This window comes from Burkholderia sp. WP9, assembly GCF_900104795.1.
Classification (GTDB): Bacteria; Pseudomonadota; Gammaproteobacteria; order Burkholderiales; family Burkholderiaceae; genus Paraburkholderia.
This window is the reverse complement of record NZ_FNTG01000001.1, coordinates 839,793-861,100: the sequence shown is the minus strand read 5'-3', so window position 1 is coordinate 861,100 and position 21,308 is coordinate 839,793. Positions and strand designations below refer to the sequence as shown.

The following is a 21,308-nucleotide window of genomic DNA, read 5'->3' as shown; positions in this document are numbered from 1 at the left end:
CTGCAAGGTCTGCGAGTGCTCGACCTGACTCGCCTGCTGCCGGGGCCGGTGGCCGCCTTGCGGCTGGCCGAGCTGGGCGCCGATGTGCTGAAGATCGAAGCGCCAGGCGCCGGCGACCCCACCCGCACGATGATGCAATCGTCGAGCGATCGCGTGGCGGGACGGCCCGGCGCGTTCTACCGGCTGGTGAATCGCGGCAAGCGCGAAACGCGCCTCGACCTCAAATCCGAGGCGGGGCGCAACGTGCTGTGCGCGCTCGCGGCCGAAGCGGATGTGCTGATCGAGAGTTTCCGGCCCGGCGTGATGGAGCGGCTCGGCATCGGCTACGACACGTTGCGCGCGGTCAATCCCCGGCTGGTCTATTGCGCGATCAGCGGCTACGGCGCGAGCGGTCCATTCGTCGATCACGCCGGTCACGATCTGAACTACATCGGCTACGCGGGTGTGCTCGACCAACTGGCGGGCCGTGACGGCGCGCCGATCCTGCCCAATTTTCAGATTGCCGATCTGCTCGGCGGTGCCTTGAGCGCAGTCACGCAGATTCTCGCGGCGTTATGGCAGGTGTCGCGCGGCGGCACAGGCCGCTTCGTCGACGTATCCATGACGCACGTCACCTACGCGCACAACGTCGTGGCGCAGGTCGCGCTCGCCAATGAAGGCGCGGCGCCGGCCGCAGGCGCCGGTCTGCTGAATGGCGGCGTGCCCTGCTACAACCTCTACCGCACACTCGATAACCGCTGGCTCGCGGTCGGCGCGCTCGAATTGAAGTTCTGGGAAACGCTCTGCATGGCGCTCGACCGGCCTGAATGGGCCACGCGCCACTGGAGTCTCGGCCAGGCCATTGGTGGCCCGGACGCAGCCGCACTCACGCATGAACTCGCCGAGGTGATCGGCCAGCGCCCGCTGGAAGAATGGGTGGTGATGCTGGAGGCGCTCGACTGCTGTGTCTCGCCAGTGCTGACAGCGGCCGAAGCCGCGCGCCATCCGCTGTTCAATCCGCAGGCTTACGATGCGGCGAACGTACGCGGCGAAGACGAGGAAGACCGGTTGGTCCAGTAACGCGCGGGGGCAGCCGCGCCGACCGCCCTCAACGCCGCGCGGCAGTCTGCCGCGGCAAAGTCTGACGCGGCGTCTTTTCGTCGTCGTACAGCATGTGCTTACGGCCTTCCACATGACGGTCGATCGTCGCGCGGACTTCGGCGGCCGTGGCGTGTTCGGCCACCACCCGCCGCGAAATCTGCCCCGCCGTATCGATCCACTCGACGATCCGGCAGGCGCCGCCCCATGGCTGGCGAATGGGCGCGGAGACGCGGCAACCGCGCACCTGTATCGGCCGCTCGGCTACGGTTTCATATGACTGTTTCAAGGCGCGATCCTTTTTCGGGCATCGGAAGGGATGCAAACCCTTGCAGCTTAGGAAAAAGGAATGTCCGGCAGGTTACAGCCAATATGGAGATATTTACCGGCCATTACGGAGCGGCGGGCGCCTGGAGGCGCACGAGCCCCGTCTATTCGAGCGTTCGGACCCGGTCGATGGCCTGTTCGATCCGCTCGACCGCAACGACCTGTAAGCCTTCTATCGGCTGCTTCGGCGCATTGGCCTTCGGAATCACCGCGACTGAGAAGCCCAGTTTGGCGGCCTCCTTCAGACGCTCCTGACCGCGCGGCGATGGCCGGATTTCACCGGCAAGACCCACTTCCCCGAACACCACCAGCCCCTTGGGCAACGGCTTGTTGCGCATGGACGAGTGGATCGCGAGCAGCACGGCCAGGTCGGCGGCGGGCTCGGTGATCTTCACACCACCCACGGCGTTCAGGAACACATCCTGGTCGAAACACGCGATGCCCGCATGCCGGTGCAGCACCGCCAGCAGCATCGCGAGCCGGTTCTGCTCCAGGCCGACCGCCAGGCGCCGCGGGTTCGGCGCGTTGGCGGCGTCAACGAGCGCCTGCACTTCGACCAGCAGCGGCCGCGTGCCTTCCTGCGTCACCAGCACGCAGGAACCCGGCACCGACTGCTCATGCTGCGACAGAAACAGCGCCGACGGATTGGCCACGCCGCGCAAGCCGCGCTCGGTCATGGCGAACACGCCGAGCTCATTCACCGCGCCGAAACGGTTCTTGATCGCGCGCACGAGACGATACGACGAATGCGTGTCGCCTTCGAAGTACAACACCGTATCGACAATGTGTTCCAGCACGCGCGGCCCCGCCAGCGCGCCTTCCTTGGTCACGTGGCCGACCATGATGATGGTGGTGCCCGACTGCTTGGCGATGCGCGTGAGTTGCGCCGCGCACTCGCGCACCTGGGCCACCGAGCCCGGCGCGGAGGTCAGCGCGTCGGAATAGACCGTCTGGATCGAGTCGATCACCGCGACATCGGGTCGCTGCTCGGCGATCGTCGCCTGAATTTTTTCGAGCTGGATTTCGGCCAGCAGTTGCAGTTCGCTTGCCTTCGAGCCCGGCTCCAGCAAAGAAAGTCGTTGCGCGCGCAACGCAATCTGCGCGGCGGATTCTTCGCCGCTGATGTAAAGCGCGCGTTTGTCAGCGGCGATTTCCGCGAGCGATTGCAGCAACAGCGTCGATTTGCCGATGCCCGGATCGCCGCCGATCAGCACCACGCCGCCCGGTACCAGACCACCGCCGAGCACGCGGTCGAACTCGCTCACGCCGGTGGAAAAGCGCGGCACGTCGGACGCTTCGATATCGGCGAGACGGCGCACCGGCGCGCTCTTCGCGAGCGACTGGAAGCGGTGCGTGGAAGGCGCTTCCGCCACCGACTCGACCAGCGTGTTCCATGCATTGCATGAGGGGCACTGGCCGGCCCATTTCGGCGATTGCCCGCCGCATTCACTACAGATGTACACCGTCTTGGGTTTAGCCACGCGCTTGTTGCCTGTGTTGCTGTTCTTTGGATTGGAACTTCCGCTGGGCGCGAGGCACCAGCCCGCGCCCATGTTCGACCTTTACTTCGCGACCTTTACTTCGCGACCTTTACTTGGCGACCTTTACTCCGCGCGCACCGGCACGCGCGGCGCCACGGCGCACATCAGCTCGTAGCCGATGGTGCCGCATGCCTGGGCGACGTCGTCGATCGGCAGCGCGTTACCCCACAGCTCGACGCGCGAGCCGACGTTGGCGGTCGGAATCGGCGTCAGGTCGACGGTGAGCATGTCCATCGACACGCGGCCGACGACCCGCGTGCGCACGCCGTCGACGATCACCGGCGTGCCTTCCGGCGCGACGCGCGGATAGCCGTCCGCGTAGCCGCAGGCCACCACGCCGATGCGCATCGGGCCGCGCGCCTTGAACGACGAACCGTAGCCGACCGTATGGCCTTCGCTGAGCGTTTGCACGGCGATCAGTTCCGAGGCGAGCGTCATGGCCGGCTGCAAGCCGGTGCCCTGAATCGCGGCATGGACGCCGGAGGGCGACGCGCCGTACATGATGATGCCCGGACGCACCCAATCGAAGTGCGTGGCCGGATGCCACAGCGTGGCCGCCGAATTCGCCAGGCTGCGCGCGCCGGCAATGCCCTGCGCGCCGCGCTCGAACGCCTCCACCTGATAGTCGACGCCACGATCGCCGTCGGCGTCCGAGAAATGGGTCATCAGGGTGATCTGGCCGACGCCCTGACAGGCGCGCGCGCGTTCCCACGCGGCACGGAACTTCTCCGGCGTGTAACCGAGGCGGTTCATGCCAGTGTTCATCTTCAGCTGGATGTTGACCGGTTTGGACAGCCGCGCCATTTCGAGCATGCGCAACTGTTCGTCCGAATGAAGCGCGGTGGTCAGGCTGTAACGGTCGATCACGTCGATGTCAGTCGGGCGAAAGAAGCCTTCGAGCAGAAGAATTGGCCCGGCCCAGCCCAATTCACGCAACTTCACGGCTTCTTCGAGGTCCAGCAACCCAAAGCCGTCGGTTGCGCGCAGGCCCGGGAAGACGCGCGCAAGGCCATGCCCGTAAGCATTGGCCTTGACGACAGCCCAGATTTTGGATTTCGGCGCGTGGCGCCGGGCGACGGCCAGGTTATTGGCGAGAGCGGAGGTATGAATCGTGGCTGAAAGGGGGCGCGGCATGGGATATTTTCGTAAAGACGCTTGCGAATCAGCGGCTTACAGGGCGTTTTCAGCGCTCGGCAGCCCGCTGGGCGGTGCGATCAAGGATTTTGCTAGTCCGAATCCAGCTATTTTCATGATATAAAGCCGTGCGCACAACCCATTTCGAACGGCATAAGCCCGGACGCTCAACCAGCGGCCGGGGCGGACAGACCGCAGCGAGGACAGCATCGCATCAGATGAAAAAAGGTTTTTACACCATCATGGCCGCGCAGTTTTTTTCGTCGCTGGCCGACAATGCGCTTCTGATCGCCGCTATCGCACTGCTGAAAGATCTTCACGCCCCGAACTGGATGACGCCGCTGCTCAAGTTGTTCTTTGTGCTGTCGTACGTCGTTCTCGCCGCCTTCGTGGGCGCCTTCGCCGATTCCCGTCCGAAAGGACGCGTGATGTTCGTCACCAACACGATCAAGGTGGTCGGCTGCATCACGATGCTGGTCGGCGCGCATCCGTTGATTGCGTATGGCATCGTGGGTTTCGGCGCGGCGGCCTATTCGCCCGCCAAATACGGCATTCTCACCGAACTGCTGCCGCCTGACCGGCTGGTCGCCGCGAACGGCTGGATCGAAGGCACGACGGTCGGCTCGATCATTCTCGGCACCGTGCTCGGCGGAGCGCTCATCAGCCCGCATATTGCCGCGCCGATCCTGCGGCATCACATTCCCACCGTCAACACGCCCGCCGAGGCGGCGATGCTGGTGATCATGGTCATCTACGTGATCGCCGCGCTGTTCAATCTGCGCATTCCCGACACCGGCGCGCGCTATCCGAAACAGGAGCGCGGCCCGATCAAGCTCGTCACCGATTTCGCCGACTGTTTTCTCGTGCTGTGGCGCGACAAGCTCGGGCAGATTTCGCTCGCCGTCACCACCCTGTTCTGGGGCGCCGGCGCGACGCTGCAATTCATCGTCCTGAAGTGGGCCGAAGTGTCGCTCAGCATGTCGCTCTCCGAGGCGGCCATCCTGCAGGCGGTGGTCGCCGTGGGCGTGGCGGCCGGCGCGATTTTCGCGGCCTCGCGCGTGCCGTTGAAAAAGTCGCTCTCGGTGTTGCCGGTCGGCATCATGATGGGCATCGCCGTGATGCTGATGGCGTTTTACACCCGCGATCTGTTCCCCGCCCATTGGGGCCTCTATTTCGGCCGCATGCATGTGCCGGGCTATCTGATCGTCGCGTATGTGTTCCTGATGATCGTCGGCGGCCTGTCGGGCTTTTTCGTGGTGCCGATGAACGCGTTGCTCCAGCATCGCGGCCACGTGCTGCTGTCGGCGGGTCACTCGATCGCCGTGCAGAACTTCAACGAAAACCTTTCCGTGCTCGTGATGCTGTGCCTCTACGCCGTGCTCGTCTGGCTCGACGTGCCGGTCACGGCGGTGATCGTGCTGTTCGGCACCTTCGTGTGCGTGATGATGTGGTTCGTCATGCGGCGCCATCAGGCCAACCAGCGCGCGTTCGACTCGGTCGCGCTGATCGGCGAAGCCAAGCACTGACCCGCGCCGGGTCGTCCGCTCACCTCGGGGCCCGCGCCTTCCTCCTTCCTCGCTTTGCCATGACTCAACCGATTCCCAATGTGCTGACGATCGCCGGTTCCGATTCCGGCGGCGGCGCCGGTATTCAGGCCGACCTGAAGGCTTTCTCGGCGCTCGGCGCGTATGGCGCGAGCGTGATCACCGCGCTCACCGCGCAGAACACGCGCGGCGTCACCGCGATTCACGCGCCGGACCCCGGTTTCATTACCGCGCAACTCGACGCGGTGTTCGACGACATCCGCATCGACGCCGTGAAAATCGGCATGCTGGCGAACGCGCCGATCGCGCGCGCCGTGGCCGACGCGCTGCGCCGGCACAAGCCGAAGCACATCGTGCTCGACACGGTGATGATTTCCAAGAGCAATCACGCGTTGCTGCTGCCCGACGCGGTCGCGGCGGTGCGCGACGAATTGCTGCCGCTCGCCGATCTGCTGACGCCGAATTTGCCGGAAGCCGCCGCGCTGCTCGGCGTGCCGGCCGCGACCGATGAAGCGGGCATGGTCGAGCAAGGCGAAGCGCTGCGCGCGCTCGGTGCGCGTGCGGTGCTGATGAAAGGCGGCCATCTGAGCGCGACGGATAGTCCGGACTGGCTGGTGCAGGAGAGCGGCACGCTGCGTCTGGGCGGCCCGCGCGTGCCGGTGAAGAATACACACGGGACGGGCTGCACGCTGTCGTCGGCGATCGCGGCGCTGATTCCGCAACGCGGCGATCTGGCGAGCGCCGTCGCCGACGCGAAGCAGTATCTGACCGGCGCGCTGCAGGCGAGCGATCGACTCGACGTCGGCAGCGGCGTCGGGCCGGTGCATCATTTTTATCGGTGGTGGTGAGGGGGGCGTGGGCGGGGCAGACCGGTTGGGTCGGCCGTGTGGGTTCGCCGTCTGCGTCTGCGGCCATATTACGCGCCGGTCTTTCCGCTTCCCCGCTGCTGCTCGCGCGCGTAGTTTTGTGCCTGCTCGGGCCACTCGTCCGGCACGATGAAGCCGCGCGAGCGCTCGATCAGGTTGCCCGCGCCGTCTTCGGTGAACGCGGCGACCATCGCCGGTCCATGCTGATGCGAAGTTTGCCCGGCGAGAGTGTGCGCATCGACAAAAACCAATCCTGCGGCCTGCGCCTCGTCAGCTGAATGACGCCGCGGCGCAAGCCATTCCAGCCGCGGCAAAGGCCGCCACTTTTGCGTGTTGCCTGCAGCGAAGGCCGGCCAATCGCTGCGCGTCACCCACCAGCCACGGCCATGCGCCGGATCGAGTTCGACGGGATCGAGCGGAGTTTCGCCGTGCCGGTAAAACAGCCAGCCTTTGATGAACATCTGCGGCGTCCACGGCCCCGGATAGCCGACCGATGCGAACTCCTCACGCGCGCTCAACGGCAACTGGTGATTCAGCACATGGGCGAGCTTGAGGTCGAAACGGTCTTTCAGATTCGGGCCAACGTAGTCGGATAACCGCGCGGGTGACTGTCTGGGTAACTGCGTGCGTGATTGCGCGGGTAACACCGCAGCCAACTCCGCGCGTGCTTCGCCGGCGTGCAGATAGCACTTCACGGCCAGTTCCCAATGCAGACGCGCGCCCCGCCGCGTCTGGACCAGAAAATCGCATTCACCGAGCGTGACGCCCGCGCGCCGCAAGGGCACGCCCGCGGCCACCAGTCGCGCCGCCGGCCCATGTTGCAGAAACCAGCCGAGCAGCCGTTCGGCATAGCGGCCGAGACGCGTGATGCGCGTCGCCGCGAGATCGCGATGCAAGGGTTCGGGCGCGTCGTCGAGCGCGCGCAGCCACGCGACGCTCGCCTGCGCTTCCTGCGGCGTATCGAAGGGATTCGCCAGGATGCCCACCGGTGGTTGCGGGCGCAACAGATCGGCGCTCAGCAATAACCAGGCGAGATCGCGCACGGCGGGATCATGCAAGGTGTCGAGCAGCGCAGCGCGGCTCGCGGCATCCATGCCGGGTGCGCCGGTGGAACCGGCCGCCGGCCCCTCGGCAGCCGTCACTTCGACGCGTTCGACGGCGCACCGCCCGCCGCACGCCACGTGTCGCGCGCGAGGCACAGGTCGGCCCAGGCTTTCGCCTTGTCGGGCAGGCTGCGCAGCAGATACGCGGGATGATAGGTGACGATCACGGGCACCCCTTCGTACTCGTGCACGCGGCCACGCAGCGACGAAATGCTCGCGTCGGTTTTCAGCAGACTTTGCGCCGCAAAGCGGCCCAGCGCGACGATCAGCTTCGGCTTGACCAGCCCCACCTGACGTTGCAAATACGGCTCGCAACGCGCGACTTCGTCCGGTTCGGGATTGCGGTTGCCAGGCGGCCGGCATTTGATCACGTTCGCGATGTACACGTTGGTGTCGCGCGCGAGCGTCAGCGAACGCAGCATGTTGTCGAGCAGCTTGCCGGCCTGGCCGACGAACGGCTCGCCCAGACGGTCTTCGTTCTCACCCGGCGCTTCGCCGATCAGCATCCAGTCAGCACCGCGGTCGCCGACGCCGAACACCGTATTCGTGCGCTTCTCGCATAGACGGCAAAGGCGGCAGGCGGCGACGCGCTCGCTTAGCGCGTCCCAGTCGAGCGTGTGGATTGCGGGAGGTGCGGGCGCCTCGCTACGGGCGTCCGCGGGCGCGTGGGTCGGCAGGTCGTCGAACCACGCGAAATCGTCGTCCGGTGGCGCGTCGAAAACCGGCGGCTCGGGCATGCGTGATGGCGGCGGCTGGGGTATTGGGTGACGCGTTTCAGCGGGCATTTGCGACCGCTCTTGCGCTGCCTGCGCTGCGTCTTGTGCGGGCCGCACGCGGTGTTCGCCGTGCGCGGCGTCGGCGCTTGCCGGCGCCCGTAGCATGGACGGTGCGGGTTCAGGCGCAGGCGACGCGAACGACGAGGTTTCCGGCGTTCCCGCTGCGGATGACGCGGTTTGCTGCGGACGCACGGCAGACGGTGCTGTTTGTTGGAAGCGCACGGCGGATGGCGCGGTTTCCGGCGCACGCACAGTCTCCAGAGGGCGCGTGACGGGAGCCGCGGCGGGCGGCAACCCGTGCGCATCGTCACGACGCGCGCCCGAGCCGGCCACGTCGCCAGTGCCCTGCCCCGCTAAGCCTTCGGCTTGCGCTTCAACAACAGCCGGTTGCTCGGCCGCCGCCATTCCGCGACGCACCCAAAGCGGCGCGAGTCCGAATTCTTCCAGTACCGATTCATGCAGCGCCATCTGCGCCCTCCGTGGCAAACGAGAAACGCATTACGATGGCGTCCTCCCGGCTGCGATGCCGCGCCGGATAATAATTTTTGCGCCGCCCAATCGAAGCAAACCCGAAGCGCTCATACAACCGGATCGCCCGATGATTCGACGGCCGCACTTCGAGCAGCAAGCCGTCGAGCTTTTCGGCGCGGGTGATCCGCACGGCTTCGCGCAGCAGCGCGAAGCCGGCGCCGGCGCCTTGCGCCGCGGGCGTCACGCATAGATTGAGCAGATGCATTTCGTCGACCACCGGCATCAACACGCAATAGCCAATCAAGGTGCCCGTGACATGGCGCAGACAGACGCCGAAGTAACCGTTGCGCAGCGAGTCGCCGAAATTGCCCCGGCTCCACGGAAACTCATAAGCGATCTTTTCGATGGCGGCGACCTCGTCGAGATCGCCCTCGGTCATCGGCGACATATAGCGGTCCGCGAGCAACACGCCACTCATTGCCGGCCCTCGCCGTGAGCCGCGTCGTGCGCGAGTCTGGCCGCCTTTTCAGCTTTTTCGGCGCCCCGCTCGGCCGTGGTCTGCGCAACCTTGTCGCGCACGTACTCCGGCGCGGCCTGATCGGCGGGCACCGTGCGGCCGGCGCGCAACGCGCGCAGCGCAGCGTGGGCGAGCGGCACGGCGTGCGGCAGCGCTTCGCCGTCGACGCTGCGCGCCGCCGCGAGCGCGGGCAGCCGCGCGCCGAAGGCCGCGGCGGCGTTGCCTGCCAGCGTGAACGGGACGTCGGGCAACACGAGCCGGTCCGGCGCGTCGAGCGAAGCGCTCTGCACGGTGCGCCATTCACCTTGCGCGTCGTCCCAGGCGTAGTCGGCCCAGTAGATCTCGTCCATGCGGGCGTCGAGCGCGGCGAGCACCCGCGCGGCCGACGGATCGCGCAGGCGGGCGCTTTCAGCGCAGACAAGCAGCGTGCTGATCGGCACGACCGGCAGGTTCAGGCCGAATGCAAGACCTTGGGCGACGCCGGTCGCCGTACGCAGACCAGTGAACGAGCCCGGACCGGAGCCGAAAGCGATAGCGTCGCAGTCCGCCAGTTTCAGGCCGGCTTCGTCGAACAGTTCGCGAATGGCGGGGAGCAGGCGCGTGCTGGAAACCGCGCCGGTTTGCTCGTGGCGCATCCAGACGCGCGGCTCGGCGCGGGTCTCTCCAGTTGCGGCGCCGGCAGCATGGCCGGCAACCGACAGAAGCGCTACCGAGCAGAATTCGGTCGAGGTATCGAGGGCGAGGAGCACAGTTTGAGTCATGGACCGTATTGTAATCGGCACTGCGCGCGCAAATGTGGTTTGGCTTGCGCCCCGGATTGAACCGGCTCGCGTCCTGGATGGTCCGCGCTTCGCGCCAAGCCCCGCGTCCTGTGTTTGGAATAAGCCCTCAGCCCCGCAGCGGCATGCAATTGCTATGATCGTCAGCCGACCTTCACCCCTGTCCCGCCCGGCGGGCAAAACGACCATGACCGACATCAATACGCAGTTCACCCAGGCTCAGGAAGATGTGAAACAACTGCCGGAGCGCCCGGGCAACCTCACGCTGCTGCGTCTGTACGCCCTCTTCAAACAGGCTAGCGAAGGCGATGTTCACGGCGACAAGCCGGGTTTCACCGACATCGTCGGCAAATACAAGTATGACGCGTGGGCCGCGCTCAAAGGCACGGCGGAGGAAGCCGCGAAGCAGCAATACGTCGAACTGGTCGTATCGCTGAAGAGCGGCGCCTCGGCCTGAGCTGGCGCCGAAGGCTTACCCGGCGGCCCGATTGGAGATGGCAGGCCATTCGTCCAGTCGGCCGCTGCAACTTTTCTGCCAGGAAAATTCCTAATAGTGGCGCAGTGCAGCAAAACCCTATACAATGCTGCCTGCGCTTCACTGCTTTGCCCGGCTTTCCTCTAGCGGCCTTTGCGGCGCAGCGCCTCGTAGCGTTTAGCTCCAATCCAGTTTAGAACCTGTCCCCTCCTGCCTAGCCCCCTACGGGCGATCATGTCCCAGGCTGGCGGCACGCCGTGTTGGCATGTCGCATCCGATACAGCTTCTAACGAAAAGCTCGCCTTCATTGCCGCGAGCTGCCCCCGTTTTTCGATTTGCTCGCTGCTTCTTTGCTCGCTGAATCCGACGACTTGGGTATGCCGATTGGCGCCGACGTTTTAATTCCGTGTGTACCAAGGATTTACCAAGGATTCTCATGACTTCGAGCAATACCCCCAGCAGCCCGTTGAACGCCATCGCCGACCAAGCCCTCGGTCTCGCCGACGCACCCGCTCAAGCCGCAGCCGTTGCTGCCGCTCCGGAAGCCGTCGCCGCTGAAGCCGCAGCACCGTCCGGCCCGTCGTTCGCGTCGCTCGGTCTGTCCCCGGACGTCGTCTCTGCCCTGACCGCCGCTGGTTATCAAACCCCGACGCCGGTTCAGCAACGTGCAATCCCCGCCGGCATCGCCGGCCGTGACCTGCTGGTCTCGAGCCCGACCGGTTCGGGCAAGACCGCCGCGTTCATGCTGCCCGCCATCGAGCGTTTCTCGCAATTGCAAAAGGCGCAAGCCAGCCAGCCGCGCGAGCCGCGTCCGGCCGACGGCGCCCGCACGCGCCGCCCGCAACCGGTTGCCCGTCCGACCATGCTGGTTCTGACGCCGACCCGCGAACTCGCGATGCAGGTCACCACCGCTGCCGCCACGTACGGCAAGCACCTGAAGCGTCTGCGCACCGTCAGCATTCTGGGCGGCGTCGCTTACGGCCAGCAATTGATGCTGCTCGCGAAGAACCCGGAAATCCTGGTCGCTACGCCGGGCCGTCTGATCGACCATCTGGAACGCGGCCGTATCGATCTGTCGCAACTGCAGATCCTCGTGCTCGACGAAGCTGACCGCATGCTCGACATGGGCTTCATCGAAGACATCGAAACGATCGTTGCCGCTACGCCGGCTACGCGTCAAACCATGTTGTTCTCGGCCACGCTCGACGGCAAGATCGGTTCGCTGACCGGCCGCCTGCTGAAGGATCCGGAGCGTATCGAGATCGTCCAGCGTCTGGAACAACGTACCAACATCGCGCAAACCGTTCATTACGTCGACGACCGCGATCACAAGGATCGTCTGCTCGACCATCTGCTGCGCGGCGAGGGCCTCGACCAGGCTATCGTCTTCACGGCAACCAAGATGGACGCCGACCAGCTGGCTGGCCGTCTGGCCGACGCCGGTTTCGAATCGGCCGCCCTGCACGGTGACCTGCCGCAAGGCGCGCGTAACCGCACGATCAAAGCCCTGCGCGAGCGCCGTGTGCGCGTGCTGGTGGCCACGGACGTCGCCGCTCGCGGTATCGACATCCCCGGCATCACGCACGTGTTCAACTACGACCTGCCGAAGTTCGCCGAAGACTACGTGCACCGTATCGGCCGTACCGGCCGTGCCGGCCGCTCGGGTATCGCGGTGAGCCTCGTGCATCACGCGGAACAAGGCGCGTTGAAGCGCATCGAGCGCTTCGTGCGCACCCCGCTGCCGGTCAATGTCGTCGAAGGCTTCGAGCCGCGCAAGTCGGCTCCGTCGGGTAACGGCCGTCCTGGCTTTGGCGGCCGCGGCCGTCCGGGCGGCGGCAACGGCGGTGGCCGTCGCTTCGGTAGCGGATCGGGCAAGCCGGCCGGTAACGGCGGCGGTGCGCGCAGCGGCAGCGGCAGCGGCAATGGCGGCGGCTGGGCCGGCAAGTCGGCTGGTGGTGGTTCGCGTGAAGGCGGCTTTGGCGGCGGTTCGCGTGAAGGCTACGGCGGTTCGCGCGACGGCGGCTACGGCGCACGCCGCAGCGACGGCCCGCGTACGGCGCGTCGCGGCAGCTAATTAGCCGCGAATTGGCCGCTCAGTACTGAGCAGGAGCGCACTCTGCTTCAGGGCACACAGCCCTTTGCGGCGCCCATGCGGTACGTTGCAGCCAGCTAAAAAAGACCCGGACGGCTTTACGCTGTCTGTGGGTCGGAAAAAACCGGTGCTTAGGCGCCGGTTTTTTTTCGCCTGTACGCCGCGGACCCCAAATTTCACGATGTGGAAAATTTTTTTGCGTCGTAAAAAATCGTGCTGCAAGGCACAAGACGACCTATTGCAAGATGGGAAAAGTCTTTTCTCAATGTGAAACAAAAACCGTAAGTGACTGATTATAAATAATAATAAATATCACAAAAACATGCTCAGACGGCTACTGCGCGACCTTCGACTTGCCTAGACTCTTATATAAGACTTCGCCAAGCAAAACGCCCGACCGGGCTGGCCGCTTTGGCGAAAATTGCAAGTTTCCTGTATCGGACCAGAACAAGCGCTCACGCGGCGACGCTGGTCGACAGAGTATTCAGCCATTGCAGGCAACCAAGGAGCAAATCATGTCCCGTCAAGAACAAGCCAGGCAACTTCAACAGCAATGGGAAACCGATCCGCGCTGGAAAGGCGTGAAGCGCAGCTACACGGCTGACGACGTGATCCGCCTGCGTGGCTCGGTGCAAGTCGAGCACACGCTCGCCAAGCGCGGTGCGCAAAAGCTGTGGGAAAGCGTGAACAACGAGCCGTTCGTCAACTCGCTCGGCGCGCTGACCGGCAACCAGGCCATGCAACAGGTCAAGGCCGGCCTCAAGGCGATCTATCTGTCGGGCTGGCAAGTCGCGGGCGATGCGAACGTCGCCGGTGAAATGTACCCGGACCAGTCACTGTACCCGGCGAACTCGGTGCCGCTCGTCGTGAAACGCATCAACAACACGCTCACCCGCGCTGACCAGATCCAGTGGTCGGAAGGCAAGAATCCGGGCGACGAAGGCTACGTGGACTACTTCCAGCCGATCGTGGCGGATGCGGAAGCCGGCTTCGGCGGCGTGCTGAACGCGTTCGAACTGATGAAGGCGATGATCGAAGCGGGCGCAGCGGGCGTGCACTTCGAAGACCAGTTGGCTTCGGTGAAGAAATGCGGCCACATGGGCGGCAAGGTGCTCGTGCCGACGCGCGAAAACATCGCCAAGCTGACAGCCGCGCGTCTGGCCGCCGACGTCTCCGGCACGCCGACCGTGCTGCTCGCTCGTACCGATGCGGAAGCCGCCGACCTGATTACGTCGGACATCGACGACAACGACAAGCCGTTCCTGACCGGCGAGCGCACGGTGGAAGGTTTCTACCGCACGAAGCCGGGTCTCGAACAGGCGATCTCGCGTGGCCTCGCCTACGCGCCGTACGCCGACATGATCTGGTGCGAAACCGGCAAGCCGGACCTCGAGTTCGCGAAGAAATTCGCTGACGCGATCCACAAGGAATACCCGGATCAACTGCTGTCGTACAACTGCTCGCCGTCGTTCAACTGGAAGAAGAACCTCGACGACGCGACGATCGCCAAGTTCCAGCGCGAACTCGGTGCGATGGGCTACAAGTTCCAGTTCATCACGCTGGCCGGCTTCCACGCGCTGAACTACTCGATGTTCAACCTCGCGCACGGCTATGCCCGCAACCAGATGACGGCCTTCGTCGAAATGCAGCAGGCTGAATTCGCTGCGGCCGAAAAGGGCTTCACCGCGGTCAAGCACCAGCGCGAAGTGGGCACGGGTTACTTCGACGCCGTGACGCAAACGGTCGAACGCGAAGCCTCGACGACCGCGCTGCACGGCTCGACGGAAGACGAACAGTTCTTCGACAAGCGGGTCGCGTAATTTACCCGCAGGCCGATCGCAGCAACAGGGCAACAGACGGACTACGGCTTTCGTCAGAGAGCCGCCGTCACAGGGAGGAGCAAGGCCGCCGGGCGCCGGGTCGTGAACGGTTAGCGCCGACGGCTTGAATCTGGGAGAGATCGCAGCAGTGCAGAGAAAGCCAGCGCAACAGATTGCGCGGCGAACACAGCGCGCGCCGGCCTCACCGCCGGCGCGTTTTTTGTGGGCTTCCGGTTTCGGCTCAGCGATACACGATGACCGGAATCTTGGTATGCGTGAGCACCCGCTGCGTTTCGCTGCCGATCAGCAGGCTGCCCAGACCACGGCGCCCATGCGACGCCATGAAGATCACGTCGCAGCCGCCCTGCTCCGCGGCTTCGATGATGCCGAGATACGGCGCCGGGTGCACGCTGGTCCGGCTGTCGACGGTCACGCCGACACGGCGCGCCGCCATTTCCACTTCTCGCAGATGCACCCGCGCTTCGCGCTCGCTGCGCTGCAGGAATTCGGAGGGCGGCTCGACCACCACGTCGGAGAACGGCGAGTAAGGATATTGCGGCAGACACGCGTAGGCGGTCACGCGCGCGTTGACGGCTTGGGCGAGATCGATGGCGCCGTCAATCGCCTTGCGTGACAGGTCTGAACCGTCGGTCGGAACCAGGATGTGCCTGAACATGATGCCCTCCGTCGCCGGCTTCGCGCAGCGCGGCGTGAGCGTCCAACGAGGCGCGGCGCGAAGGCCGCTTCAATCGATTGTAGGTCGCGGAATTGAGCGTATGAATCTGCCAAGGGTCTGTCCGCATATCGGAAACCCCGTATTGCCGGCGACGCAATCGCCGGGCGCGCCATCGCGAGCCTGGCCGGCGTCAGCCCCAGTAACCGGGATGCCCGTACGTATGCTTGAGAAAATCCAGGAACAGTCTCACCCGCAACGGCAAATGGCGGCGCTGCGGAAACACCGCATGAATGCCGATGGGTGGTGCGGCGAATTCGTCGAGCACGCTGACAAGCCGTCCGGCCGCGATATCCGTGCCGACCTCCCACCACGAGCGCCACGCGAGACCGTAGCCTTCGAGACACCACTCGTGCAGCACCGCGCCGTCCGAGCATTCCATCGTGCCGGACACCTTGATCGACACCACCTTGTCGCCCTGCTGGAACATCCAGCCGCGCTGCTGGTTGGCGCTCGCGCCGAGCGCGAGACAGTTGTGATGCGCGAGGTCGGCGAGGCTGTGGGGCGCGCCGCGCCGGCTCAGATACGACGGCGACGCCACGCAGACGCGGCGGTTCTCGCCGAGCTTGAGCGACACCAGCGACGAATCCGGCAATTCGCCGAGACGCACCGCGCAATCGAAACCCTCGTTGACCAGATCGACGAGGCGGTCGGACAGGTCGAGCGTGATCGACACGTCCGGATGGGCGACCGTGAACGACGGCACGAGCGGCGCGACGTGCCGGCGCCCGAAGCCCGCCGGCGCGGAGAGCCGCAGATGGCCGCTCGCCTTGACGCCGCCCGCCGACACGCTGGCTTCCGCGTTCTGCATGTCGTGAATGATGCGCTGGCAGTCTTCGAGAAAGGCCGAGCCTTCGAAGGTCAGCGTGAGCTTGCGCGTGGTGCGCACCAGCAATTTGACGCCGAGGCGCTCTTCGAGCGCGTCGATGCGGCGGCCGATGATAGCCGGCGCGACGCCTTCCGCCGTAGCCGCGGCAGACAGGCTGCCTTTGGCCGCGACGGTCACGAAAGTCTCGATCTGCTTGAAACGGTCCATAAGCGATTGAAGCCGCGCCGTCCCAGTACGGAAATTTCGTTGAGAAGCGACGCGCAATGGTGGTCGGTGCGCGTCAGATTAGGTGTATGAAAGTAAAAGATCAAGTGATGTTTAGCCTCTTTTTTAGCGCAGAGCATCACTAATACAATCCATCCTGACCTCTGATAGGAGCGCACGGCAATGTCGGCCACAACGACACACTCCCCTAAAGCAGTGATTTTCGACGCCTACGGCACGCTCTTCGACGTGCATTCGGTGATCGCTGCCGCGGAGCAGATGTTTCCGGGCCACGGCGATGCGCTCTCGCAACTGTGGCGCCAGAAACAGATCGAATACACGCAGCTGCGCACGCTTGCCGCTCCGGCTGCCGCACCCGGCGCGCACTACCGGCCGTTCTGGGACATCACGCTCGACGCGCTGCGTTTCGCCGCGAAAAAACTCCAGCTCACGCTCGGCCGCACGGCCGAAAAACGTTTGATGGACGAGTATGCGTGCCTGTCCGCTTTCCCCGACGCCGTGCCCGCGTTGCGCCTCTTGCGCCTGTCGCGCGGCGAGTCTTTGACCTCGCAGGCATCCGCCAGCGGCGAATCCGCTTCCCGTGCGCACCTCGCGATTCTCTCGAACGGCAATCCGCAAATGCTCGACGTCGCCGTGAAGAGCGCCGGCATGACGGGCCTGTTCGACCACGTGTTATCCGTCGACGCCGTGCGCGCCTACAAACCCTCGCCTGCCGCTTACGCGCTGGGCACGCAAACCTTCGACGCCGAACCGCGCGAGATCGTCTTCGTGTCGTCGAACGGTTGGGACGTGGCCGGCGCGGCGTGGTTCGGCTTCACGACTTTCTGGCTCAACCGGCAAAACGCACCAGCCGAAGAACTGGGCGTCACGCCGCATGGCGCGGGCGGAGGCATGACCGATCTGCTCGCTTTCCTGAAAACCCTCGCGTCGCCCGGCCGCACCAGCGGCTCCGGCGGCAGCCGCACACGCCACAGCCCTGGCGCGTAACGGCTACTACTGGACTACGCGACGCACACCAACCGCTTTTCAACATTTGCATCTTTGCAATCTGACCGACCAAGGAGAAAACATGGCGAACCCGCAGTCATCGCAATCGTCGCTGCAGCTGCCCCAAGGCATGGAAATCAAGGCTGAGATCAAGCCGGACTATGAAGCAATTCTCACGCGCGAAGCGCTCGAACTCGTCGCCGCGCTGCATCGCACTTTTGAGCCGCGCCGTCAGCAGTTGTTGCAGGCGCGCGCGGAACGCACCCGGCGCCTCGACGCCGGCGAGCGCCCCGACTTTCTCGCGGAAACGAAAAACGTGCGTGACGGCGACTGGAAAATCGCGCCGCTGCCGCAGGACCTGCAATGCCGCCGCGTGGAAATCACCGGGCCGGTCGAGCGCAAGATGATCATCAACGCGCTGAATTCAGGCGCGGATTCGTACATGACCGACTTCGAAGATTCGAATGCGCCGAGTTGGGATAACCAGATCACCGGCCATATCAATCTGAAGGACGCGGTGCGCCGCACGATTTCGCTGGAGCAGAACGGCAAGTCGTACACGCTGAACGACAAGGTCGCCACGCTGATCGTGCGTCCGCGCGGCTGGCACCTCGACGAGAAGCACGTGAAGGTGGACGGCAAGCGCGTGTCGGGTGGCATCTTCGACTTCGCGCTCTTCATGGTGCACAACGCGAAGGAGCTGGTCGCGCGCGGCTCCGGCCCGTACTTCTATTTGCCCAAGATGGAGAGCCATCTCGAAGCGCGTCTGTGGAACGATATTTTCGTCGCCGCGCAGGAAGCGGTCGGCGTGCCGCGCGGCACGATTCGCGCGACGGTGCTGATCGAAACGATCCTCGCCGCTTTCGAAATGGACGAGATCCTGTATGAACTGCGCGAACATAGCTCGGGCCTGAACGCCGGCCGCTGGGACTACATCTTCTCGGCGATCAAGAAGTTCAAGGCCGACCGTGACTTCTGCCTCGCCGACCGCTCGCAGATCACCATGACCTCGCCGTTCATGCGGGCCTACGCGCTGCTGCTGCTGAAGACCTGCCATCGCCGCAATGCGCCGGCAATTGGCGGCATGAGCGCGCTGATTCCGATCAAGAACGATCCGGCCGCGAACGAGAAGGCGATGGCCGGCGTGCGCTCGGACAAGGCACGCGATGCCGGCGACGGCTACGACGGCGGCTGGGTCGCGCATCCGGGCCTCGTGCCGATCGCGATGGAAGAGTTCGTCAAGGTGCTCGGCGACACGCCGAACCAGATCGGCAAGCAACGCGACGACGTGCTCGTCAAGGCAACCGACCTGACGGACTTCCGTCCGGAAGCGCCGATCACCGAAGCCGGTCTGCGCAACAACATCAACGTCGGCATCCACTACCTGGGCGCATGGCTCGCGGGCAATGGCTGCGTGCCGATTCACAACCTGATGGAAGATGCCGCCACGGCGGAAATCTCGCGTTCGCAGGTGTGGCAATGGATTCGCTCGCCGAAGGGCAAGCTCGAAGACGGCCGCAAGGTCACGGCCGAGCTGGTGCGCGAGTTGTCGGCACAGGAACTCGACAAGGTGAAGCAGGCCGTGGGCGGTGATACGAAGCCGTATGAGCGCGCCGCGCAGATCTTCGAGGAAATGTCGACCTCGGAACAGTTCACCGATTTCCTGACATTGCCGCTGTACGAAGAGATCTGAGGCCGGCAGCAGGCCTCACGCAGCAGATGCATCGATAACGGACGACGCAGTAGCAAGCCCGCCTTCGCGTGTCACGGACAGCGCGCGAAAGCGGCTTGAGTCGCAAGGCTGACCGACCGGGCGGCCCGACAGGCGTATGCTTGCCGGGCCGCTTTTTTTATGTGCGCGTGACGGGTTCAGTCGGCGCTGCGGGCAGCACTGCAGGCGGCACTTCAGTCAGCGCGTGCTGCGGTACTCGACCCAGTCACCCGATCGGATTTCGGGCAAGCCTTTCACCGCACCCGGCGCAACGGGATAGAAGCGGCAGTTCACGACATTGCCGTCGACTTTCACCATCACTTCGCGAGCGAGGAAACGATCCTCGACACCCGGATAGACCGCTTCGATTTCGTCGAGCACGGCGACCAGCTGATCGTCGATCTCATACACGTCGCCGATCACGTCGACGCCGGCTTCGTCGACCACGAGGCCCGGGTACAAGCCGAAATCGAAAAGATGGCCGCGGACCGTGGCCGTGCCGAGCAGATTGGGGGCGTCGATCTCGTTGCGCGCCGCCGCCTGGCTGATGTCGTTCACTTCACCGGCGCGCAATGTGCCGTATACAAAGACGGTCTGCATCGTCGTTTGTTCTCCTTGAATGGGGGTTCGGGTGGCCTGTGATTCCGTTCGAGCCTGAGTCCAGCCCGAGGTTCAGTTCAGCGCCGCGCTCGCCACGAGCACGCCGTCGATATCCGCGTAGATCCACTCACCGGGACGCACCAGCGCGCCGGGCAACTGTACCGCCACGTCACGCTCGCCGGTGCCGCGCTTCTGGCCACGCCGCGGGCAGGTTGCCAACGCCGCGATGCCGACGTTGACTTCATTCAGTTCCAGCGTATCGCGCACACAGCCGTTCAGCACGATGCCCGCCCAGCCATTCTGTTGCGCAATCTGCGCAAGGTTGCCGCCCACCAGCGCGCACCGCAGGCTGCCGCCGCCGTCGACCACCAGCACACGGCCCGCGCCCTGCTCTTCGAGCGTGGCCCGCACGAGTGCATTGTCTTCGAAGACCTTCAACGTCACCGCCTCACCGCTGAAACACTCGGCGCGGCTGAACAGGTGAAAGACCGGCTCGAGCACGCGCAACGTGCCGAGCGCCAACTGATCCTCGTGCGCGTCGCACAAGTCCGCGGTAGCAAAGCTCATGAAGTTCTCCTCGTGTCCGGGTAATCGGGACATTATGCAACGCCGGGTGCCACGCAACACCTACAATGAGAAGCCCGCGGCGGTTTGCCGTAGCGGGCTTCTCATTGCGGCGTCACCGGACTACTTTGCGGGTCCGCGCTTCTCGTGTTCCGTTATCGGGATCGATCTTCATCATGACTTCGTCCGTCGACTCAGACCTGTCGAGCTTCGTGCGCTTCGCCGACATTCCGCCCGAGTTCCAGCCGACCGAAACGCATCCCATCCGCGTACGCTCCCGGCAAATGCCGTCGGGCTGGCGCATCGCGCGTCACACCCACGCGTGGGCACAGGTGGCCTACGCGTCGCGCGGCGTGCTGCGGGTCGCGACCACCGGCACGACGTGGATGGTGCCGCCATCGCGCGCAATCTGGGTGCCGCCGCACGTGACGCACGAAGTGGTCGCCGTCGAAGACGCCTTCCTGCGCACCCTCTACATCACCGAAAGCACGGTGCCGGCCGGGCTCGATACACCGCGCGTGGTCGAAGTCTCGGACCTGCTGCGCGAAGTGATCGCCGCGCTCGACACGCCCGGCATCTCGGCCACCCGCGAGCAGTTGCTCGGCGCGCTCGCACTCGACGAATTGACACGCTCGGAGCCGTTGCCGCTCTCCGTGCCGATGCCCAACGAAAAGCGGCTGCGCGCTTTGTGCGAAGCGGTCATTGCGGATCCGACGCATGGTGAATCGCTCGAGCAATGGGCGTCCAGCGTGGGCGCGAGTACACGCACCATTGCGCGGCTGTTTCGTCAGGAGTTGGGGGTGAGTTTTTCGCAATGGCGCCAGCAAGCGATTCTGGCGCGTGCGATTCCGCTGTTGAGTCAGGGGCGGCCGCTCTCGCATGTCGCGTTGGAACTGGGCTATCAGAGTCAGAGCGCATTTTCCGCGATGTTCCGCCGCGCGTTCGGTGAAAGTCCGCGCGCGTTCATCGAGCGTGGCTCGGAACATCGGGTGGAGCATGGAGAGCATCGCGACGCGGAGACGGACAGCGAGACGGCGGCGCAGGACCGCGCGGATGCATCGCGCGATGCCGAACGCTGATTAAGTGAATAAAACGCGCGCCTCGAATCCGACCTTTGCCAACTGCGGCATCTGAGAC

General features: G+C 64.8%; 20 protein-coding genes. 9 read left to right on the top strand and 11 right to left on the bottom strand.

Annotated features, from left to right (window positions below):
- On the top strand, positions 1-1,059 hold the full coding sequence (locus tag BLW71_RS03855) for a CaiB/BaiF CoA transferase family protein (RefSeq protein WP_091800364.1): 1,059 nt from the start codon (positions 1-3) through the stop codon (positions 1,057-1,059).
- Positions 1,060-1,087: 28 nt separating this feature from the next.
- On the opposite strand, the gene BLW71_RS03850 is transcribed toward BLW71_RS03855, so the two are convergent.
- From BLW71_RS03850 to alr, 3 genes are all read right to left on the bottom strand, one after another.
- The gene (locus tag BLW71_RS03850) at positions 1,088-1,366 is read right to left on the bottom strand and encodes a DUF2866 domain-containing protein (protein ID WP_091793307.1); all 279 of its coding nucleotides are present in this window, start codon (positions 1,364-1,366) and stop codon (positions 1,088-1,090) included.
- A 142-nt stretch (positions 1,367-1,508) separates the two neighbouring features.
- Complete coding sequence (gene radA / locus BLW71_RS03845; protein ID WP_091800361.1) at positions 1,509-2,885, bottom strand: DNA repair protein RadA; 1,377 nt, start codon at positions 2,883-2,885, stop codon at positions 1,509-1,511.
- A gap of 123 nt (positions 2,886-3,008) precedes the next feature.
- Positions 3,009-4,079 carry an alanine racemase gene (gene alr / locus BLW71_RS03840; RefSeq protein ID WP_091793305.1) on the bottom strand — a complete coding sequence of 357 codons (1,071 nt, stop codon included), beginning with the start codon at positions 4,077-4,079 and terminating at the stop codon, positions 3,009-3,011.
- Between the two features lie 218 nt (positions 4,080-4,297).
- Here alr and lplT point away from each other — a divergent pair, with 218 nt between their 5' ends.
- Both lplT and thiD read left to right on the top strand, forming a co-directional pair.
- Positions 4,298-5,605 carry a lysophospholipid transporter LplT gene (gene lplT / locus BLW71_RS03835; RefSeq protein WP_091793303.1) on the top strand — a complete coding sequence of 436 codons (1,308 nt, stop codon included), beginning with the start codon at positions 4,298-4,300 and terminating at the stop codon, positions 5,603-5,605.
- Positions 5,606-5,664: 59 nt separating this feature from the next.
- Positions 5,665-6,471 carry a bifunctional hydroxymethylpyrimidine kinase/phosphomethylpyrimidine kinase gene (thiD, locus tag BLW71_RS03830; RefSeq protein WP_091793301.1) on the top strand — a complete coding sequence of 269 codons (807 nt, stop codon included), beginning with the start codon at positions 5,665-5,667 and terminating at the stop codon, positions 6,469-6,471.
- A gap of 68 nt (positions 6,472-6,539) precedes the next feature.
- Here thiD and BLW71_RS03825 read toward each other — a convergent pair whose 3' ends face one another.
- Genes BLW71_RS03825 through tsaB form a run of 4 tightly spaced genes read right to left on the bottom strand, consistent with a single transcriptional unit; the run spans position 6,540 to position 10,117 of the window.
- Entirely contained in the window at positions 6,540-7,631 is a 1,092-nt protein-coding gene (locus BLW71_RS03825; protein WP_502686813.1) for a DUF1853 family protein, read from the bottom strand.
- On the bottom strand, positions 7,628-8,836 hold the full coding sequence (locus tag BLW71_RS03820) for a uracil-DNA glycosylase family protein (RefSeq protein ID WP_177204969.1): 1,209 nt from the start codon (positions 8,834-8,836) through the stop codon (positions 7,628-7,630). Before BLW71_RS03820 ends, BLW71_RS03825 begins: the two co-directional genes overlap by 4 nt.
- Complete coding sequence (rimI, locus tag BLW71_RS03815) at positions 8,823-9,317, bottom strand: ribosomal protein S18-alanine N-acetyltransferase (RefSeq protein WP_091793299.1); 495 nt, start codon at positions 9,315-9,317, stop codon at positions 8,823-8,825. The genes BLW71_RS03820 and rimI overlap by 14 nt, the downstream gene beginning before the upstream one ends.
- Positions 9,314-10,117 (bottom strand): tRNA (adenosine(37)-N6)-threonylcarbamoyltransferase complex dimerization subunit type 1 TsaB, encoded by an 804-nt coding sequence (tsaB, locus tag BLW71_RS03810; protein WP_091793297.1) that lies wholly within the window; start codon positions 10,115-10,117, stop codon positions 9,314-9,316. Before tsaB ends, rimI begins: the two co-directional genes overlap by 4 nt.
- Positions 10,118-10,322: 205 nt before the next feature.
- Between tsaB and BLW71_RS03805 the strand changes: the two genes are divergently transcribed.
- The 3 genes from BLW71_RS03805 to aceA all read left to right on the top strand — a co-directional run bounded on the left by BLW71_RS03805 (position 10,323) and on the right by aceA (position 14,522).
- On the top strand, positions 10,323-10,592 hold the full coding sequence (locus tag BLW71_RS03805; protein ID WP_091793294.1) for an acyl-CoA-binding protein: 270 nt from the start codon (positions 10,323-10,325) through the stop codon (positions 10,590-10,592).
- Positions 10,593-11,046: 454 nt separating this feature from the next.
- Positions 11,047-12,684, top strand: coding sequence for a DEAD/DEAH box helicase (locus tag BLW71_RS03800; RefSeq protein ID WP_091793292.1), 1,638 nt, complete (start codon positions 11,047-11,049; stop codon positions 12,682-12,684).
- A 533-nt stretch (positions 12,685-13,217) separates the two neighbouring features.
- Positions 13,218-14,522: an isocitrate lyase gene (gene aceA / locus BLW71_RS03795; protein ID WP_091793290.1), complete on the top strand. Its 1,305-nt coding sequence runs from the start codon at positions 13,218-13,220 to the stop codon at positions 14,520-14,522.
- A 241-nt stretch (positions 14,523-14,763) separates the two neighbouring features.
- Here the strand turns inward: aceA and BLW71_RS03790 are convergent, their stop codons facing one another.
- Entirely contained in the window at positions 14,764-15,198 is a 435-nt protein-coding gene (locus BLW71_RS03790) for a universal stress protein (protein WP_091793288.1), read from the bottom strand.
- A gap of 190 nt (positions 15,199-15,388) precedes the next feature.
- Positions 15,389-16,291, bottom strand: coding sequence for a LysR family transcriptional regulator (locus BLW71_RS03785; RefSeq protein ID WP_091793287.1), 903 nt, complete (start codon positions 16,289-16,291; stop codon positions 15,389-15,391).
- A gap of 180 nt (positions 16,292-16,471) precedes the next feature.
- On the opposite strand from BLW71_RS03785, the gene BLW71_RS03780 reads away from it, so the two are divergent.
- Both BLW71_RS03780 and aceB read left to right on the top strand, forming a co-directional pair.
- The gene (locus BLW71_RS03780) at positions 16,472-17,296 is read left to right on the top strand and encodes a haloacid dehalogenase type II (RefSeq protein WP_091793285.1); all 825 of its coding nucleotides are present in this window, start codon (positions 16,472-16,474) and stop codon (positions 17,294-17,296) included.
- 82 nt (positions 17,297-17,378) lie between these two features.
- Positions 17,379-18,989 carry a malate synthase A gene (gene aceB / locus BLW71_RS03775; RefSeq protein WP_091793283.1) on the top strand — a complete coding sequence of 537 codons (1,611 nt, stop codon included), beginning with the start codon at positions 17,379-17,381 and terminating at the stop codon, positions 18,987-18,989.
- 216 nt (positions 18,990-19,205) lie between these two features.
- On the opposite strand, the gene BLW71_RS03770 is transcribed toward aceB, so the two are convergent.
- Together BLW71_RS03770 and rraA are read right to left on the bottom strand one after the other, a co-directional pair.
- Positions 19,206-19,607 (bottom strand): gamma-glutamylcyclotransferase family protein, encoded by a 402-nt coding sequence (locus BLW71_RS03770; RefSeq protein WP_091793281.1) that lies wholly within the window; start codon positions 19,605-19,607, stop codon positions 19,206-19,208.
- Positions 19,608-19,679: 72 nt separating this feature from the next.
- On the bottom strand, positions 19,680-20,174 hold the full coding sequence (gene rraA, locus BLW71_RS03765; protein WP_091793280.1) for a ribonuclease E activity regulator RraA: 495 nt from the start codon (positions 20,172-20,174) through the stop codon (positions 19,680-19,682).
- A gap of 173 nt (positions 20,175-20,347) precedes the next feature.
- Between rraA and BLW71_RS03760 the strand changes: the two genes are divergently transcribed.
- Complete coding sequence (locus tag BLW71_RS03760; RefSeq protein WP_091793279.1) at positions 20,348-21,250, top strand: AraC family transcriptional regulator; 903 nt, start codon at positions 20,348-20,350, stop codon at positions 21,248-21,250.
- Positions 21,251-21,308 lie beyond the last annotated feature (58 nt).